At 74.2% G+C, this 17369-nt stretch carries 14 protein-coding genes; 6 read left to right on the forward strand and 8 right to left on the reverse strand.

Features of this window, described 5'->3' with window-relative positions:
• The first annotated feature begins 70 nt into the window (after positions 1–70).
• Both Q7A36_RS20650 and Q7A36_RS20655 read left to right on the forward strand, forming a co-directional pair.
• Positions 71–1207 carry an NADH:flavin oxidoreductase/NADH oxidase gene (locus tag Q7A36_RS20650; RefSeq protein WP_305105632.1) on the forward strand — a complete coding sequence of 379 codons (1137 nt, stop codon included), beginning with the start codon at positions 71–73 and terminating at the stop codon, positions 1205–1207.
• A 64-nt stretch (positions 1208–1271) separates the two neighbouring features.
• On the forward strand, positions 1272–2978 hold the full coding sequence (locus tag Q7A36_RS20655) for a class I SAM-dependent methyltransferase (protein ID WP_305105633.1): 1707 nt from the start codon (positions 1272–1274) through the stop codon (positions 2976–2978).
• A gap of 80 nt (positions 2979–3058) precedes the next feature.
• On the opposite strand, the gene Q7A36_RS20660 is transcribed toward Q7A36_RS20655, so the two are convergent.
• A complete protein-coding gene (locus Q7A36_RS20660; RefSeq protein WP_305105634.1) occupies positions 3059–4276 on the reverse strand; it encodes a glycosyltransferase in 1218 nt (405 codons plus the stop codon).
• 216 nt (positions 4277–4492) lie between these two features.
• Complete coding sequence (nth, locus tag Q7A36_RS20665) at positions 4493–5137, reverse strand: endonuclease III (protein WP_305105723.1); 645 nt, start codon at positions 5135–5137, stop codon at positions 4493–4495.
• Between the two features lie 148 nt (positions 5138–5285).
• Between nth and Q7A36_RS20670 the strand changes: the two genes are divergently transcribed.
• Positions 5286–5795 (forward strand): DUF2244 domain-containing protein, encoded by a 510-nt coding sequence (locus Q7A36_RS20670; protein ID WP_305105635.1) that lies wholly within the window; start codon positions 5286–5288, stop codon positions 5793–5795.
• A 51-nt stretch (positions 5796–5846) separates the two neighbouring features.
• On the opposite strand, the gene Q7A36_RS20675 is transcribed toward Q7A36_RS20670, so the two are convergent.
• The 5 genes from Q7A36_RS20675 to Q7A36_RS20695 form a co-directional block, all read right to left on the reverse strand.
• On the reverse strand, positions 5847–6299 hold the full coding sequence (locus tag Q7A36_RS20675) for a helix-turn-helix domain-containing protein (RefSeq protein ID WP_305105636.1): 453 nt from the start codon (positions 6297–6299) through the stop codon (positions 5847–5849).
• Between the two features lie 207 nt (positions 6300–6506).
• Entirely contained in the window at positions 6507–8063 is a 1557-nt protein-coding gene (lnt, locus tag Q7A36_RS20680) for an apolipoprotein N-acyltransferase (RefSeq protein WP_305105637.1), read from the reverse strand.
• A 47-nt stretch (positions 8064–8110) separates the two neighbouring features.
• Positions 8111–10747: an MMPL family transporter gene (locus Q7A36_RS20685; RefSeq protein ID WP_305105638.1), complete on the reverse strand. Its 2637-nt coding sequence runs from the start codon at positions 10745–10747 to the stop codon at positions 8111–8113.
• A 39-nt stretch (positions 10748–10786) separates the two neighbouring features.
• Positions 10787–12448 carry a CopD family protein gene (locus Q7A36_RS20690; RefSeq protein ID WP_305105639.1) on the reverse strand — a complete coding sequence of 554 codons (1662 nt, stop codon included), beginning with the start codon at positions 12446–12448 and terminating at the stop codon, positions 10787–10789.
• Between the two features lie 9 nt (positions 12449–12457).
• The gene (locus tag Q7A36_RS20695; protein WP_305105640.1) at positions 12458–12859 is read right to left on the reverse strand and encodes a copper resistance CopC family protein; all 402 of its coding nucleotides are present in this window, start codon (positions 12857–12859) and stop codon (positions 12458–12460) included.
• A 156-nt stretch (positions 12860–13015) separates the two neighbouring features.
• On the opposite strand from Q7A36_RS20695, the gene ispH reads away from it, so the two are divergent.
• From ispH to Q7A36_RS20710, 3 genes are all read left to right on the forward strand, one after another.
• Positions 13016–13966: a 4-hydroxy-3-methylbut-2-enyl diphosphate reductase gene (ispH, locus tag Q7A36_RS20700; protein ID WP_305105641.1), complete on the forward strand. Its 951-nt coding sequence runs from the start codon at positions 13016–13018 to the stop codon at positions 13964–13966.
• Between the two features lie 173 nt (positions 13967–14139).
• The gene (gene hpnH / locus Q7A36_RS20705; protein ID WP_305105642.1) at positions 14140–15309 is read left to right on the forward strand and encodes an adenosyl-hopene transferase HpnH; all 1170 of its coding nucleotides are present in this window, start codon (positions 14140–14142) and stop codon (positions 15307–15309) included.
• A gap of 55 nt (positions 15310–15364) precedes the next feature.
• On the forward strand, positions 15365–16666 hold the full coding sequence (locus Q7A36_RS20710) for a hypothetical protein (RefSeq protein WP_305105643.1): 1302 nt from the start codon (positions 15365–15367) through the stop codon (positions 16664–16666).
• Between the two features lie 7 nt (positions 16667–16673).
• Here the strand turns inward: Q7A36_RS20710 and Q7A36_RS20715 are convergent, their stop codons facing one another.
• Positions 16674–17312 carry a Fe2+-dependent dioxygenase gene (locus Q7A36_RS20715; protein WP_305105644.1) on the reverse strand — a complete coding sequence of 213 codons (639 nt, stop codon included), beginning with the start codon at positions 17310–17312 and terminating at the stop codon, positions 16674–16676.
• Between the last annotated feature and the right edge of the window lie 57 nt (positions 17313–17369).

Genomic DNA, 17369 nt, shown 5'->3' on the forward strand with positions numbered 1-17369 from the left:
CGGGTCGGGCCGCCGATTGCGGCGCTGCCGGCGTCACCTATGCTCCGCATGTCCTACAGGCAGGCCCCCGATGCCGGATCTCTTCAGCCCCTACACCCTCAAGGGCGTGACGCTGCGCAACCGCATCGCCATGTCGCCGATGACCATGTACCGGTCTGTTGACGGCCGGATGGGCGATTTCCACGTCATGCTCATGGGCTCGCGCGCCGCGGGCGGCTTCGGCCTGGTCTTCCCCGAGCAGATCGCCATCACGCCCGATGGCCGCACCGGCACCTGCTGCGCCGGGATCTGGGACGACGGCCAGGTCGAGGGCCTCGCCCGCGTCACCGCCATGATCAAGGCGATGGGGGCGGTGCCCGCGATCCAGCTCGGCCATACCGGCCGCAAGGGCAGCGAGAAGCTGCCCTGGCAGGGCAAGACCCAACTGCCGCCCGATCATCCCGATGGCTGGCAGGTCCGCGCGCCCTCCGCCATCCCCTATGGCGGGCGCTACCCCTATCCGGTGCATGCGCTGACGGTCGCGGAGATCCACGATCTCCACCGCGCCTATGCCGAGGCGGCGCGGCGGGCGCTCGCGGCCGGCTTCGAGTGGCTGGAGATGCATTTCGCCCATGGCTATCTGGGCGCCAGCTTCTTCTCCCCCCTCGCCAACCAGCGCACGGACGAATACGGCGGCAGCCTTGAGAACCGGCTGCGCTTCCACCGCGAGGCTCTGGACGCCGTGCGCGCCGTCTGGCCGGAGCGGCTGCCGCTGACCATGCGGCTCGGCTCCGACGACTTCAACGAGAAGGGCGTGCTGTTCGACGACGCCGTGCTCGCGGTCGGTATGCTGAAGGAGCACGGGCTCGACCTCGCCGATCTCAGCCTCGGGATGAACACCGACGACGTGACGGATCTGCCCTTCGGCGAGGTCGCCTTCATGGTGGAGCGGGCGCACCGGGTGCGGCGCGAGGTGGGCATCCCCGTGGGCGTGAGCTGGAACCTCGGCATCCCCGAAGTCGCCGACCGGGTGATCCGGGAGGAGCGGGTCGACCTGGTCTTCCTGGGACGGCCCGCCCTGTCGAACCCGCACTGGCCGGTCTGGGCGGCGCGCGAGCTCGGCCATTCCGACCCGCTGTCGCTGTTGCCGGAGGACTGGTCCTGGTGGCTGCGCAACCGTCCGGGGCCGGAGGGCTCGCTGGGCTGGCCACCCGTCCGGCCGGCCTGATGGCCTTCCGGCGCCGCGCCGGGCGGGTCTAGCCTGCGGTGGAGAATCGCACCCGGCAGCACCCGTGACCTGGGACACCGTCACCCCCTACCACCGCGGCTTCCGGGAATTCGCCGAGGCCTACGAGGCCTTCGGCTTCGAGGAGATCCACGCCCAGGCCCTGCCCTTCCTGCCGGCGAAGCCCGGCCTGATGCTGGATGTCGGCGCGGGCAGCGGGCGCGACGCCGCCTGGTTCGCCGCGAAGGGGTGGGAGGTGGTGGCAGTCGAGCCCGCCGCGGCGCTGCGCCAGGAGGCCGCGCTGCGCCACCGGAGCCCGCTGATCCGCTGGGTGGACGACCAGCTGCCGGCGCTGGCGCAGTTGCACCGCCTCGGCCTCGGCTTCGACCTGGTCTGGCTCAGCGGCGTCTGGCAGCACATGCCGCCGGAGGAGCGGCCGCGCGCCATGCGCAAGCTGGCGACGCTGCTGAAGCCGGGCGGGCGGATGGTGGTCACGCTGCGGCACGGGCCGCCGCCCGCCGACCGGCCGATGTGGCCGGTGAGCGCCAACGAGGTCGAGCGCCTCGGCCTCGACCACGGGCTCGCGCTGCGGCTGGCGACGGAGCATCGGCCGAGCACCCTCGGCGCGCCGGGCGTGACCTGGCAGACGGTGATCCTCGACCTGCCGGATGACGGCGGCGCCGCGCTGCCGCTGTTGCGCGGCGTGATCCTGCGGCAGGAGAAGTCGGCCACCTACAAGCTGGCGCTGCTGCGCTGCATCGCGCGCATCGCCGACACCTCGCCCAACGTGGCGCGGGAGGCAGGCGACGATGTCGAGCTGCCGCTCGGCCTCATCGCCCTCACCTGGATCCGGATGTTCAAGCCGCTGGTGGAGCAGGGGCTGCCGCAGCTTCCCGGCGAGCGGATGGGCTTCGTCAAGGATGCCTTCCGCACGCTGCTCCCGGTCTCGCCGCAGGAGCTGCGGCCGGGTGCTCGCTTCACGGGCGACATGGCGCAGGCGCTGCACCGGGCGCTGGCCGAGGCCGCGCAGGTGATCGCGCGCATGCCGGCGACGCACCTTACCTTCGCCGACGACCGCCCGGTCTTCCCGACCGAGTACGGCCGCCCGCCGCGGCCGGGCGAGACCATCGCGCTGGACCAGGACCTGCTCTGGCGCTTCGGTGCCACGCGCGTGCCGCTGCCGGTCTGGCAGGCGCTGCGCCGCATGGCCGCCTGGATCGAGCCGATGCTGGTCGCGGAGTGGGTGCGGCTGACGCAGCTCTATGCCGAGCGCGCGGGACGGCGCCTTGCCGCCGACACGGTGCTGCGCGCGCTGGCCTGGCAGGAGCCGGAGCGCGACACGCTCTTCGTCCGCGACCTCGCGGCGCGGCGGATCGCCGCCGGAGAGCGGGTGGACTGCGTCTGGACCGGCCAGGCGCTGCGCGGCGGCGCGCTGCAGGTGGACCATTGCCTGCCCTGGTCCGCCTGGGCCTGCAACGACCTCTGGAACCTGCTGCCCGCCTCGCGCGAGGCGAATGCGCGCAAGAGCGGGCTGATCGTCGCCGCCGGCGCGCTGGCCGAGGCGCGGCCGCGCATCCTGGCCTGGTGGGAGGCGGCCTATCTGGGCGCCGATGCCGCGACGCGCGCCCGCTTCGCGGAGGAGGCCCGCACGACCCTGCCCCTGCCGACGGACCGTGAGCCGGCGCTCGAGGAGCTCTTCGCCGCCCTCGACTTCCGCCGCCTCCGCCTGCGGCAGGAAACGCAGTTGCCGGAATGGCGGGGCGTGATGCCCTGAAAACCCAGGTCGGGGTCCGGGGGCCGACCCCGGCCCCCGGCGGGAGGGTGAGGGAGGGCAGAGCCCTCCCTGGGCGCCGCCTAAGCGATCCGCGCCGCCGCTGCCTCGCCCAGCGCCGGGGCGCGCGCCGGGGTCAGCCGCGCCGCCATCAGCCCCTTCATCTCCGCCCAGGTCCGGTCCCAGGAGATGCGCGCGAGCTTCCGGTCCACCTGCCGCAGCCATTGCCCGCGCGGCCGGGCCAGCACCGCCTGCAGCGCCGCGGCGAAGCGCGGGGGATCGTCGGCGATCTCGACCAGGCCCGGGCCGCCATCCTCCCGCGGGCCCCAGTCGCGCACCACGTCGAGGATCGGCGTGCTCACCACCGGCAGGCCGGCGGCAAGGAATTCCGGCGTCTTGGTCGGGCTGATGAAGCGCGTGCTCTCGTTCCGTGCGAAGGGCATGAAGCCGGCATCCCAGTTCGCCAGATAGGCCGGCAGCGCCGCATAGTCCTTTCCGCCGAGCCAGTGGATGTTCGGCAGCCGCGGCAGCGTGTCCGGGTGGATCTTCACGACCGGGCCGATCATCGAGAAACACCAGTCCGGCCGCGCCGCCGCCAGCGCGGCAACCAGGCCGAGGTCCATCCGCTCATCCACCACGCCGAAGAAGCCGATGCGCGGGCGCGGCAGCGCGGCCTGGTCCTGCGGGTCCGGCAGGCCCGTGCGCGCGGCGGCGAAATGCGCCGCGTCGATCGAGGAGGGGAAGCAGTGCACCCGCGGATGCCGGCCGCGCTTCGCCTCGTAGAGGCTTCGCCCGCCGGTGAAGACCAGGTCGGCGCGCGAGAGCAGCGCGCGCTCCAGCTCCAGCATGCGCGGCGGCGCGCCGCGAAAGGCGGAAAGCTCGTCCATGCAGTCATAGACCGTCAGGTCCGGCGCGAGATGGCCGGCGAAGTCGAGCGCCATCGGCGTGTAGAACCAGGCGATCAGCGGCCGCCCGCCCTCGGTCGCCAGCAGCCCGTCCAGCAGCCGGCGCTGCGCGGCGATGACGGCCTGCTCCGGCAGGCCCTCCGGCAGGACCGGCACGGCGACCGTCACGCCTTCCGGCACCCGGCGCAGCTCGAGCAGCGGCCCCGTGCCGGGCCGGAAGACGGGTTCCTCCAGGAACACGACCTCATGGTCGCGCGCCGCCCGCGTCAGCAGGTGCTGCGGCCGCTGGAAGACGAAATTCCATCTGAGGTGGGACAGGCACAACAACAGCGGCTGCCGGGGGGCGTGGGACAGGGCCGAGGCGTGGGCAACGCTGCCCGGCAGGGCATCGGTCATGCGGCATCCCTTCATGGTGCGGGCCAGGCGGGGGCTGCCGGCCAGGGAGGGCCGGCGGCACAGCGGGCCGGCGATGGGCCCGCCGGCGGCGGCCATGCGGCGGCAGATCGCCGTGCAACCATAACGCGCAGGTCCGACCGGCGGTTCCTATCACGCCCGCGTCGGCGGGAGCGGCGCCAGGAGCGGCGCCGGAGGCCGCGCCACGCCGCCCCGCACTCAGGCGCCCGGCGCCGGCACCTTGTCGCGGTAGTTGCAATGCGCCGCCGCCACGCAGCGCCAGCATTCCGGCGCCCGCGCCTTGCAGACATAGCGGCCGTGCAGGATCAGCCAGTGATGCGCATCCCGCAGCAGGTCCGGCGGGCAGCGCTTCACCAGCATGTCCTCCACCTCCCGCGGGGTCTTCCCGGGCGCCAGCCCGGTGCGGTTGCCGAGGCGGAAGATATGCGTGTCCACCGCCATGGTGCTCTCGCCGAAGGCGACGTTCAGCACGACATTGGCGGTCTTGCGGCCGACGCCCGGCAGCGCCTCCAGCGCGGCGCGGTCGCGCGGCACCTCGCCGCCATGCGTCTCGACAAGCTGCCGCGCCAGCGCCGCGACGTTGCGCGCCTTGGCCTGCCACAGGCCGATGCGGCGGATGTAGGGCGCGATGCCCTCCGCCCCGAGCGCCGCCATGGCGGCGGGCGTCGGCGCGGCCTCGAACAGCCCCGGGGTGCACTTGTTCACCGCCGCATCCGTCGTCTGGGCGGAGAGCGCCACCGCGACCAGCAGCGTGAAGGGATCGGTGTAGAGCAGCTCGGTCTCCGGGGTCGGCTGCGCCGCGGCGAGCGCGCGGATGAAGGCGGCGGCCTGGTCGCGCGACATCAGGCGGGCGCGGCGCGGCGTGCGCGCGGTGCCATGCAGCGGCGGGGCCTCCCGGACGGGTTGACGCGGCATGCGAACTGCTCCGAGGCTGGCGCGCTGCAGGGCCGGCCCTGGCGCAATGGCCTGTCCATCCCATGTCGGGAGCGCGATGTCAGCCCATCCGGACCGCATCCTGTTCGAGGCGATCTGCACCCCGGCGCGCAGCCTGGGCCGGCGCGGCATGCTTGCGGTCGCCGGCCTGCTGCTCGTGCTCTCGCTCGGCATCGGCTTCGCCTTCTCGCTGCTCGGCGCCTGGCCGGTGCTGGGCTTCACCGGGCTGGAATCGGGGCTGGTGCTCGGGCTGATGCTGCTGCACCGGCGCTGGGCGGCGCGCTCGATGGAGGTGGTGCTGCTGACCGAGAGCAGCCTGACCATCCGCCGCACGGATGCGCATGGGCGGCGGGAGGCGCTGGAGCTCGACCCCTACTGGGCCCGGCTGCGGCTGGAGGAGCGGCCGGGCCGCGTCAGCCTGCTGCTGCTGCGCCAGCGCCAGCGCAGCGTGGAGATCGGCCGGCTGCTGGGGGAGGAGCAGAAGCGCGACCTGGCCGCGGCGCTGGAGGCGGCGCTGCGCCGCTACCGCGAGCCGGTCTTCGACAACCCCCAGCTCCGCGACAGCTGATCGGGATGGCTGAACGGGGCGGGCCGGTCTGCGGCACCGCCTCGGAGGCGCTCAATCCGGCGGCGTCAGGCTCTTGATCAGCTCGAACACACGCTTGCGGACGGAGGCATCGTTGATCCGGTAGTAGGCGCGGACAAGCTCGAGCGTCTCGCGCCGATGCAGCGTCTCGTCGTCGAAGCCATCCTGCTGGTCGGCGAAGCCGAAGCTGTTGCGGCGCGCGGCGGACTGGCCGCCGCCGAGCGCATCGGGCATGTCGTCGAAGAAGAAGCCGATCGGCACGTCGAGCACGCGCGAGAGGTCGAAGAGCCGGCTGGCGCCGATCCGGTTCACCCCGCGCTCGTACTTCTGCACCTGCTGGAAGGTCAGGCCGAGCGCATCGCCGAGCTTCTCCTGGCTCATCCCGAGCAGGGTGCGCCGCAGCCGCACCCGGGCGCCGACATGGACATCGATCGGGCTGGGTCGGTGTTCGCGTTCGGCGCGCTCGCCGCTGTCGTCGCTCGGCATGGGCCGCCCTTCCTACTCGCGGGCGGAGGTGTTTCGATCGTCGCGCACAACGCTGCCGCGCCGAACGCCCCCGCTGCACCCGCTATACGGGAGCGTTAAGAGATGGTCAATACTCGAACGAAGTCTCAAAAACGAGCCGCGCCAGTGAGGTCGGGCAGGATACGCGCCGCGGGCGCCGGGGGACAGGGCGCCCTTGCCCCCGCCCGGTCAGGCCGAGCGCGCGCCCCGCCCCATGCCGCGCCCGCCTCGCCTGGCCATCAGGGCGACCAGCATGCAGGACAGCGCGGCGAGGCCGGGGAGCAGCAGGCCGAAGCGGGCGAAGAGGGTGGGCGGCCCGGCGCCGGGCAGTGGCAGCGTCAGCGTGCCGGTGGCGCCGGTCGGCAGCAGGCCCAGCCGCTGCCCCCGGGCATCGAACAGGGCGGAGATGCCGGTCTGCGCGGCGCGCGCCAGCGGCAGCCCCTCCTCGACAGCCCGCAGCCGGGCTGCCGCCAGGTGCTGCCAGGGGCCGGAGGAGACGCCGAACCAGGCATCGTTGGTGATGTTCACCAGCCAGTCCGGCCGCGGCCGCGGCGTCACGGCGCCGGGGAAGATCACCTCGTAGCAGATCAGCGCGCCGAAGGGCGGCAGGCCGGGCGGCGCCAGGGTCACCGGGCCCGGGCCGGCGGAGAAGTCCATCCCCCCCGTCACCATGCGGATCGGGATGAGGCCAGAGAGCGGCATGTATTCCCCGAAGGGGACGAGGTGGGACTTGTCGTAGACCGCCGGCACCTCGCCCTCCGGCGTCACCACCGCGAGGCTGTTCCAGACCTTCCGCGCCCGCCCCTCCGGCCCCCATTCCGCCCGCACCGTGCCGGCGAGCAGCGTGCCGTCGGGGGGCAGCGCCTCGGCGGCGGAGCGCCGCGCCTCCGGGTCCTGGGTCAGCAGGAAGGGGCTCGCGGTCTCGGGCCAGACGACGACCACGCGCGAGGCCGGCGCCGCGGCCACGGCGGCGCGCGCGGCCTCCCCGGTCAGGGACAGGTAGCGGCGGAAGATCGGCAGGCGCTGGTCCTGCCGCCACTTCACCTCCTGCGCCACATTGCCTTGCACCAGCACCAGTTGCACCGGCTGGTCCGGTGGCGCGGGCTGGGCCAGCCGCCAGGCGCCGAAGCCGGCGAAGCCCGCCAGCGCCAGGGCACCGAGCGCCCATGGCCGCCAGCCCTGCAGCAGCGGCAGGCCGGCGAGCAGCATGGTGGCGAGCGACAGGCCATGCACGCCGACCAAGGCTGCGCCCTGCACCGGCAGGGCGGCGAAGGCCCAGGCCGAGCCGATCAGGTTCCAGGGAAAGCCGGTGAGGACCACGCCCCGCGCCATCTCGGCCAGCACCCAGGCGCCGGCGAAGCCGAGCAGCCGCGGCCAGCCGGGGGGCAGCGGCCGCGCCGCCAGCACCGGCGGCACGGCGAAGACGCCGAAGGCGATGGCCAGCGCCGGCGCCGCCAGCGGCACCAGCCACCAGAACTGCGCCGTGTCGGTCAGGATGGCCTCGGTCACCCAGTAGATGCCGGCCAGCCCCTGGCCCCAGCCCCAGGCGAAGGCGATCCAGGCGGCCCGCCGCCAGGTCGCCTGCGCCCCGGCCAGCACCAGCAGCCCGGGCACCGAGAGCAGCAGCACCGGCACCGCATGCACCGGCGGGAAGGCGAGAGCGGAGAGGAGGCCGAGGAGGAAGGCCGCGAGGAGTTGCCGCCGCCAGGGCAGCGCCGCCAGCCGGTCGAGGAGGGAGAGGAACACGCGCTCCCCTACCCCCCGCCGCGCCGCCGGGGCAAGGGACGGCCGCGTTACGATCGGGTGGCGTCCCGGGCAAACAGCGGCAGCAGCGCCGGCAGGGTGAGCATGACGGAAGCGAGGGCGAAGAGCAGGCTCAGCATCAGCAGCAGCCCCATGCTGGCCGTGCCCGGATGCGCCGAGACGGCGAGCGAGCCGAAGGCCGTGCCGTTGGTCAGCGCGCTGTAGAGCACCGCCCGCGTCAGCGGGGAGGCGAGCAGCGAGCGCTCCCCGTGCTGCCACTGCACGACATAGTAGATCTTGAAGGCGACGCCCTGGGCGAAGAGCAGCGGCAGGGCGATGATATTGGCGAGGTTGAGCGGCTGGCCGATGAATACGCAGGCCGCCATGGTCAGCAGCCCGGCGAGGCTGAGCGGCGCGAGGGCCAGCAGCGCCAGCCGGACCGAGCCGAGCGCCACAACCAGCAGCAGCACGGTCAGCACGCTGGCGATGACGCCGGCCTGCAGGAAGGCGTGCTGGATGGTGCGGGAACTGGCCTGGATCGAGATGGCCGGGCCGGTCGCGGCCGGCGCCACCGCCTGCACCGCGGCGGCGAAGCGGGCCATGGTGTCGGAATCGTCGGAGAGGTCGCGCGGCCGCACCTCGACCCGGGCGCGGCCGTCCGGGGCGATCCAGTCGCGCCGCAGGGTATCGGGCAGGTCGTCCAGCGTCACCGGCCGGGCGGCCAGCGCCAGCCGCAGGGTGTCGAGGGTGGAGGCGAGGCCGGGCAGCAGCGCGGTGGCCAGCCGCGCGCGCGCCTCGGCCGGGCTGCCGGCGACCTGCGCCAGCGCCGCGGCCAGCCGCCCCGCTTCGGTCGCCAGCGCGCCGGTGGTGCCGCGCAGCGCGGCGGCGGCCTTGCCGAGCGCCGCCGCGGCCTCGGCATCGCCCGGCGCCGGCCGGGTCTCCGGCGGCTCGAGCGTCGGGCCGAGCAGGTCGCGGGCATCCTCGATCAGCGCGAGCTTCGCCTCCTGGCGCTCCGGCACGAAGCTCGCCAGCGTCACCGTCCCGGAGACCTCCGGCAGCGCCGCCAGCCGCCGGGCCAGGGCCTCGGCGGCGGGCAGGTCGGCCGCCAGCGCCTCGATGGTATTGGGCGTGGTGTCGGGGTCGCGCATCAACTCGCGGAAGGTGGACACCGCCTCGGTATGCGGGTCGCGCAGGTCGAGCGGGTTGGTGTCGAAGCGCAGCCAGTGCAGCGTCGCGGCGCAGCCGAGGCCGAGCAGCAGCACCACCAAGGCGGCCACCCCCGCATGCCGGGCGAGGAAGCGGTCCACCGGCGCGAGGAAGGCATAGCCGACCGGCTCCTTCTCCGGCCTCGGCCGGGTCAGCATCAGCCAGGCCGGCAGCGCCGTCAGGCTCAGCACGACCGCGACCGCCATCCCCGCGGCGGCGATCAGGCCGAGCTCCGAGACGCCGCGGTAGTCCGTCGGCAGGAAGGCGAGGAAGCCGCAGGAGAGCGCCATGGCGGCGAGCGCGATCGCCTCCCCCGCGCCATGCGCGGCGCCGACCAGCGCCTCCGGCAGCGGCCGGTCGGCCAGCTCGTAGCGGTATTCGCGCAGGCTCACGGCATACTGGATGCCGAAATCGACCCCGAAGCCGATGAAGAGCACCGCGAAGGCGATGGAAAGCGGGTTGAAGGGCCCGACCACCAGCAGGCCGAAGGCGGCGGTGATCGGCAGGCCGAGCACCAGCGTGCCGAGGATGGGGAAGATCAGCCGGCCCGAGCGCAGGCCGAGCCAGAGCAGGAAGGCGACCGCGACAAGCGAGAGGAGGTTCTCGACGATGGCGCTGCCGAAGACGGTGGAGAACTCCTCGTCCGACATGACGAGGTCGCCGGTCAGCCGCACCCGCACCCCGTTCTCCGGCGAGAGGCCGAGCCGCGCCGCCTCCGCCCGCACGGCGTCGGTCGCCGCGGCGACGGGGGCGAGGGCGCCGTAGTCCGGCACCGGCTTGACCAGCACGAATTGCCGGAAGGCGACCGGGTCCGGCGCCCGGCCGGTGAAGAGCGCGGCCCAGTCGAGCGGCGCGAGCCGCCCCGCCGCCGCGGCCTCGGCGCTGGCGGAGAGCGCGCCGAGGGCCGGCCGCAGCACCGCCGGGTCGCCCTCGCCCCGCTTCAGGCCCTCCGCCACCAGCTCCAACGTGCGGGCGACGCCGCGCAGGCTGGGATCGCCGGCGAGCGTGCCGAGCAGGGGCTGGGCGGCGATGATCCGCTCGGTCGCCCGGGCGACCTCCGGCTCCTCCAGGAAGAGCAGGGCGTTGCGGTGGAAGAAGGGCTCGGCGCCGGGCCGCTCCACCGCCCGGAACAGCCCCGGCCGCGCCTCGAGCGCCGCGGCCAGCGCCGCCGCCGCGCGCTCGGCGACGTCCGGCGTCGCGCCGTCCACCACCACGGCGATGAGGTCCGCGCGCTGCGGGAAGGCGCGGTCCATGGCGACCTCGGTCTGCCGCCAGGGCAGGTCCTGCGGGAAGAGCTCGACGACGTCGGTATTGAGCGCGAAGCGGGTGGCGACGGTCCAGCAGCCGAGCAGCGCGACCAGCAGGGCGAGCGCCAGCACCAGCCGCGGCCGGCGGATGCTGGCCGCGACCAGGACGGCCGCGAGGCGGCCGGGCAGGCCCCGGCGCGGGGCGGAGCGGGAGGAGTCGGGCAGCGCGTTCACGAGGGCCTGTCGGAAAAGGGCGGGAAGGCCAACGCGGCTTCAGGCCTCGCGGTAGAGGATCAGCAGCACCCCGATCAGCACCAGGCAGACCGGCCAGATCCAGCGGGCGAGGCGGGAGACCTCGCCCGGTCCCCGCAGCTCGGCGAAGCGGGCGCAGCCGCCGACCACCGCCAGCACCGCCAGCGGCAGGTGCGACAGCTCGACCAGCAGCGCCTCCTTCACATTGGAGATGGCATGGGTATGCGCCAGCAGCAGCACGCCGCCCGCGACCATGGCGCTGGGGAAGACGAAGCGCGCCCGGCCGGTGATGCGGCCGAGCCGCACCCACCACTCCGCGACCGCGAAGCCCACCACCAGCAGCGCGGCGAGCTTGTGCTGCACCACCTCCGGGTCGCGCAGGCTCTCGAGCAGGCCGATCTCGCCGAGGGGCCAGGCCTCCGGGTCCGAGCGGACCAGGATGAAGCCGGCGAGGCCGAGGAAGAGCAGCGGCCAGTGCCGGGCCAGAGGCACCACGCCGGTCGCGTCCAGCAGCGCTGCGAGGCCGACCAGCAGCACCAGGATGCCGGCCCAGTGGTGGTTGTACTCGCTCCAGGCGATGTCGTTGGCGTTGCGCGGCGGCAGCAGCCCCTCGCCCGGGGTGAAGGCCTGCGGCTTGCTGGCCTGCGCCGCCTGCTTCGCCTGCCACTCCGCGTCGAGCTGCGCCTGCAGCCGGGGGATCGCCAGGTCGGCATGGCCCGGGCTCGCCAGCCGCGGCCAGGCCGGGGTGAAGCGCTCGGTGATCTCGGCCCAGGTCACCCGGTCCTCCGGCAGGTCGGCCGCCGGCGGGACGGAGGTGAGCGAGCCGGCGACCGCGAGGACGGCGATGCCGATGGCGATCTCGGCCTCGACGAAGCGGCGGATCCGGACGAGGCGGAGCGGCGAATCGGCCAGGCGGTGCAGCAGCAGCCAGTTCGACCCGCCGAGCAGGAGCAGGAGGCCGAGCATGACCAGCTTGGTCGCCGACATGGCGCCATAGGCGGTGCCGTAGACCGCCTCGATCCCGCCGATATAGCCGACCCAGTAGCCGGCGATGCCGAGCAGGATCAGCCCGACGCCGCCGGCCGCGAAGGCCGAGTAGCGCTGCCCGACCCGGCGGGCGGAGCCGGGGGAGAGGCGGAAGCCCGCCAGCAGGGCGGGCAGGCCGCCGATCCAGAGGGCGGCGCCGGCCTGGTGCAGCGCGGTCGCCGCCAGCAGCATGGGCCGCTGCTCGGTCCGCGCCACGGCATGGCTGCCGGCGGTGGCGCCGACCAGCAGGGCGAGGCCGCCGAGCAGGAGCACCGCCTGCCGCCAGCGCCCGGGCGCCGGCCCGTCGAGCGCGACGACCAGCAGCACCGCCATGGCGGCGACGGCGGCCGTCGCGGCGCGGACGAAATCCGCCCCCAGCAGCTCGCGGAGCGGCGCATCGAGCGTGGCGGCGAGGGCGAGCAGGGCGAGGCCGGCGGCGGCCGAGGCGGTGACGATGCCGGCCAGGGCCGACCAGAGCGTCGCGCGCTGGCCGATCGCGCGCAGGCGCATCGCATCGCCGGCCGGCAGGTGGGCGGCGAGGGGCAGCGCCAGCAGGACCCAGAAGACCACGCTGCCGAGCAGCGCCGTCCGCGCCACCAGTTCCGCCGCATGCAGCACGACGCTGGCGAAGCCGTAGAGGTCGAGGAGCTGTTCCACCGGCCCGGCTCAGCGCGCCTGCAGGGTGAAGGGGATGTCGCCGCGGGTGATGTGGCCGTCCACCGCCAGCACCTGCCAGCGCAGCCGCCAGGCGCCGGGCGCCAGCGCGGGGGCGGGATCGAGTCGCGCCTCCAGCACCGTCGGCTCGCCCTCCGGCGCCGGCTCGAGCGGGACCTGCGCGCCCTCCGGCCCGACCAGCAGCAGGCGGCTGCGGACATGGTCGATGCGGCTGTTGAAGCGCAGCGTCACCTGCCGGGGCGGGGCGGGCAGGCTGGCGCCGGCCGCGGGGTCGGAGGTCACCACCACGGCATGGGCCGCGGCCGCCCGCGGCAGCAGGGACAGGGCAAGCAGGGAGAGGGCGCCCAGGCCGGGCAGCAGGCGCCGGCGGGGGCAGGCAAGGGGGGCTGGCAAGGGCAGGGCCAAACTCCTCGGGGCGGGCGCGGCGGCCCCCCGGTTGCAAGCGTGCCGCAAGGTGCAGCAAAATTCCCACGGCGCAAGATCCCGCCATGCGGAATGCGTTTCCCTGTGGCATCACGGGAATTGCACCAAAAACGGGAGCGGAGGGGGATGCGGATCATACTGGCGCAGCCCAGGGGCTTCTGCGCCGGGGTCGTCAGGGCGGTGGAGATCGTCGAGCGCGCGCTCGAATCCTATGGTCGCCCCGTCTATGTCAGGCACGAGATCGTGCACAACCGGCGCGTGGTCGAGTCGCTCGAGGCCAAGGGGGCACGCTTCGTGGGCGAGCTCGAGGAGGTGCCGGAGGGCGCGGTGACCGTCTTCTCCGCGCATGGGGTCGCGCGCTCGGTCGAGGCCGCGGCCTCGATGCGCCGGCTGCCGGTGCTCGACGCCACCTGCCCGCTCGTCGCCAAGGTCCACCACGAGGGGCGGCGCTACCAGGCCATGGGCCGCGCCGTCATCCTGATCGGCCATGCCGGCCATCCCGAGGTGGTGGGCACGCTCGGCCAGATCCCGGGGGAGGTGCACCTGGTCGCCAGCGCGGCGGAGGTGGAGGCGCTGCCGATCCCGCGGGACCGGCCGGTCGCCTACATCACCCAGACCACGCTGTCGGTCGATGACACCCGCGCGACCATCGAGGCGCTGCACCGGCGCTTCCGCGACATCCAGGGGCCGGACACGCGCGACATCTGCTACGCCACCCAGAACCGCCAGACCGCGGTTCGCGAACTGGCGAAGCGCGTGGACATATTGCTGGTTGTCGGCGCGGCCAACAGTTCCAATTCCAACAGGCTGCGGGAGATCGGCACGGAGCAGGGCGTGCCCTGCTACCTGATCCCGGATGCCACGGCGCTGCGGCCGGACTGGCTGCGCGGCGCCGATACCATCGGCATCACCGCCGGGGCCTCCGCGCCGGAGGAGCTGGTGCAGGAGGTGGTTGAGGCGATCCGCCGGCTCGGGCCGGTCGAGGTCTCGACCATGCCGGGCCTGGTGGAGGACGTGCAGTTCAAGCTGCCGGCCGCGCTGCTGGAGCAGGAGGCGCGGACCGCCGCCGCGTCCTGAGCGCGCAAGAAGGCAAAGGGGGAGGGCCGGGCCCGCTTGGGTTCCGGGGCAGCGGCCGTCGCCTGGCGCGACCCTGCCCTGCCGGGAAAGGATCTGGTCCATGCCGGGGGCCGCGTGCCATCGGTGACGGTCATCGCGGGTGGCGGCGCCGCCCGAGGGGGAGTGGAAGGCGTATGGGTATCCCGCTGCGGCAGCAGATCAAGGTCGGCGCCTATATCCTGAAACAGCATCTGGCGGGGCGGAAGCGCTACCCGCTGGTGCTGATGCTGGAGCCGCTGTTCCGCTGCAACCTGGCCTGCGCCGGCTGCGGCAAGATCGACTATCCCGATCCCATCCTGAACAAGCGCCTCTCGGTCGAGGAGTGCCTCGACGCGGTCGACCAGTGCGGCGCGCCGGTGGTCGCCATCGCCGGCGGCGAGCCGCTGCTGCACAAGGAGATGCCGCAGATCGTCGAGGGCATCCTGGCCCGCGGCAAGATCGTCATCCTCTGCACCAATGCCCTGCTGCTGGAGAAGCGGATCGAGCAGTACAAGCCGCATCCGCGCTTCACCTGGGACATCCATCTGGATGGCGACAAGGAGCAGCACGATTGGGCGGTGTCGCAGACCGGCGTCTACGACCGCGCCGTCGCGGCGCTGAAGGATGCCAAGGCCCGCGGCTTCCGCGTCGCCATCAACGCGACGCTCTTCAACAATGCCGAGCCCGAGCGGATGGCGAGGTTCTTCGACGCCGTCACCGGGATGGGCGTCGACGCCATCATGGTCTCGCCCGGCTATGCCTACGAACGGGCGCCGGACCAGCAGCACTTCCTGAACCGCCGCAAGACCAAGGAGCTCTTCCGCGGCATCTTCGCGCGCGGCAAGGGCAAGGGCTGGAAGATGGGGAATTCGCCCCTCTTCCTCGACTTCCTCGCCGGCAACCAGACCTACCACTGCACGCCCTGGGGTAACCCGACGCGCAACATCTTCGGCTGGCAGCGCCCCTGCTACCTGCTGGGCGAGGGCTATGCCAAGACCTATGCCGAGCTGATGGACGAGACCGACTGGGACAAGTACGGCACCGGCAATTACGAGAAATGCGCGGATTGCATGGTCCATAGCGGCTTCGAGGCGACCGCGGTGGTCGATGCCGTGAAGCGCCCCTGGAAGGCGCTGGCGGTGCAGATGCGCGGCCCGAGGACGGAGGGCGATTTCGCCCCCGAGATCGACCTCTCCAACCAGCGGCCGGCGGACTACGTCTTCAGCCGCCATGTCGAGAAGGCGATGGCCGAGATGGCGCACGAGAAGCCGACCCGCGGCGCCAAGCATGGCGGCACCGCGCCGCCGGCCGTCGCCGCCGAGTAGCCCCGCCTTCGGGGGCGGCCGCGCGCCGCCCCGCCCGCCGCCCGAGCGCCCCGCCATGCCCCGCCTTCCCCGCTGCAGGCTCCCGCGCCCGCCGTTCTTCCGGGCCTGGATCCTTGGGGCGCTGGCGCTCGCCGGCTGCTCGCTCGGCGCCCCCATCGCGCGGCAGGCGATCGACTACAACGGCACGGTGGAGCAGGCGGCCAATGCCCTGCTGGTGCGCAACATCCTCCGCGCGCGGGACGAGACGCCGCTGCACTTCACCACCGTGCCGCAGATCCGCGGCTCGCTGAACCTCGGCCTCGGCCAGCCGGGGCTCGGCCTGCCGCTCGGCGGCGCCGGCTCCACCAGCGGCCTCGTCCTCGGCCTTGGCGGCGGCGTCTCCCCCAGCTTCGACGTCTCGGCGCTCGACACGCAGGAGTTCACCCGCGGGCTGCTCGAGCCGCTGGAGCCGCAGGTCGTCCGCTACTACTGGGAGCGCGGCTATCCGGAAGAGCTGCTCCTCATCCTGCTCTTCAACGCGGTGCAGGACCCGGTGACCGGCCGCAACCAGCCCAACGACCCGCGCTGCTGGCTGGACCGGCCGGACTGCCCGGTGGCCGGCAGCGGCGCAGGGCTCGAGGAGGCGCTGCGCTCCACCCTCGCGCTCGGGCCGATCATCTTCCACCCCTACCTCGCCCTGCATCCGGTCGGGCCGCCGCTCTCGGCGGCGCAGGCCGCCGACCCGGCCCTGCTGGCGCTCGCCGGCGAGGCGCGCATGCGCCTGGCCCGCCTGCCCGACGGCCGCTGGCAGCTCGAGCGGGAGGAGCCGCGCGTCGCCGCCTGCCGGCGGGTCGAGCTTGGCGGCCGCACCGTGCTGCTGCCGGTCGAGGGCACGGGGGGCGCGACGTCGCCCGACCGCGACGCGCCGGTCTGCGTCCGGGCCGAGATGCCGGCCGCGGAGCTCGCGGCGGCGCCGGGCCGGCGCGCCCAGCGGGTCGAGGTGCGCTCGGTCCTCGACATCATCCGCTTCCTCGGCCTGCTGCTGCGGGTGCAGGCGGGCATGCCGCCGCGCCCGGACAGCGGCGCGCCCTGCCTGACCTTCACGGTCCGCGCCGCGCGGCCGGAGGCGCCGGCGCGGCGCGCCTGCCTGCTGCGCCTGCCGCGCGCCGGCCGGGATGCGCCGCCGGCACGGGTGGCCTGGACGGTGGAGCATGACGGCGCGACCTGGCTGGTGCCGGCCTATGCCGAGCCCCCGGAGGACGGCGCCGAGCCGGGCGACTACTCCGTCCGCGTCCTGGCCCTGCTGACCGAGCTGCTGAACCTGAAGAAGAGCTCGACCGCCATCCCGACCACGCGCGCGGTGCAGGTGGTGCGGTGACGCGTGGTCAGCCCTCCGCCCACATCCGCAGCAGGTTGGCGCGGGCGAGCTGGACGCGCAGCGCCGCGTCCGCCACGCCTTGCTCGGCCAGGTGCAGGTCGAAGAGCAGCGCCCGCCGCGCCGCGTCGCGCACCCGGCTCTGCACCCAGCCGAAGGCGACCAGGCGCTCGCCCCGCGTCACGGGCTCGACCCGGTGCAGGCTGGTCGCGGGGTAGAGCACGAGCAGGCCGGGCGCGGGCGCGACCTCGCGCTCCCCGCCCGCCTCCTCCACCACCAGCGCGCCGCCCGCCTCCGGCCCGTCGAGGAAGAGAGTCCAGGCGAGGTCGGTCCGCACCTGCCCCATCAGGGCATTGTCGACATGCCGTCCGTAGCCGCCGCCCGGCGGTGTCCGGCTGAACAGCGGCCGGGTCATGCGCAGCGGCAGGGCGGCGGCGGCGAAGACCGGGTGGGCGCGCAGCGCCGCCTCCAGCTCCGCCGCGGCGGCGCGGGTCGCGGCATGCGCCGGGTCGGCCTGCAGGTTGGCCTTGACCGCGGCGGCGCGGCTGCCCGCGGTCGCCCGCCCGTCCTGCCAGGGCGCCGTCGCCAGCAGCCCGCGCAGCCGTGGCAGCGCCGCCGCATCCAGAATTCCGTCGATCGGCAACAGCATCGCCGTTCCCCCGTGCCCGCTCTACCCATAGTATTGCGAACTGCTCGCAACAACTGA

This window comes from Paracraurococcus lichenis (assembly GCF_030657435.1).
GTDB classification, from domain to species: domain Bacteria; phylum Pseudomonadota; class Alphaproteobacteria; order Acetobacterales; family Acetobacteraceae; genus Paracraurococcus; species Paracraurococcus lichenis.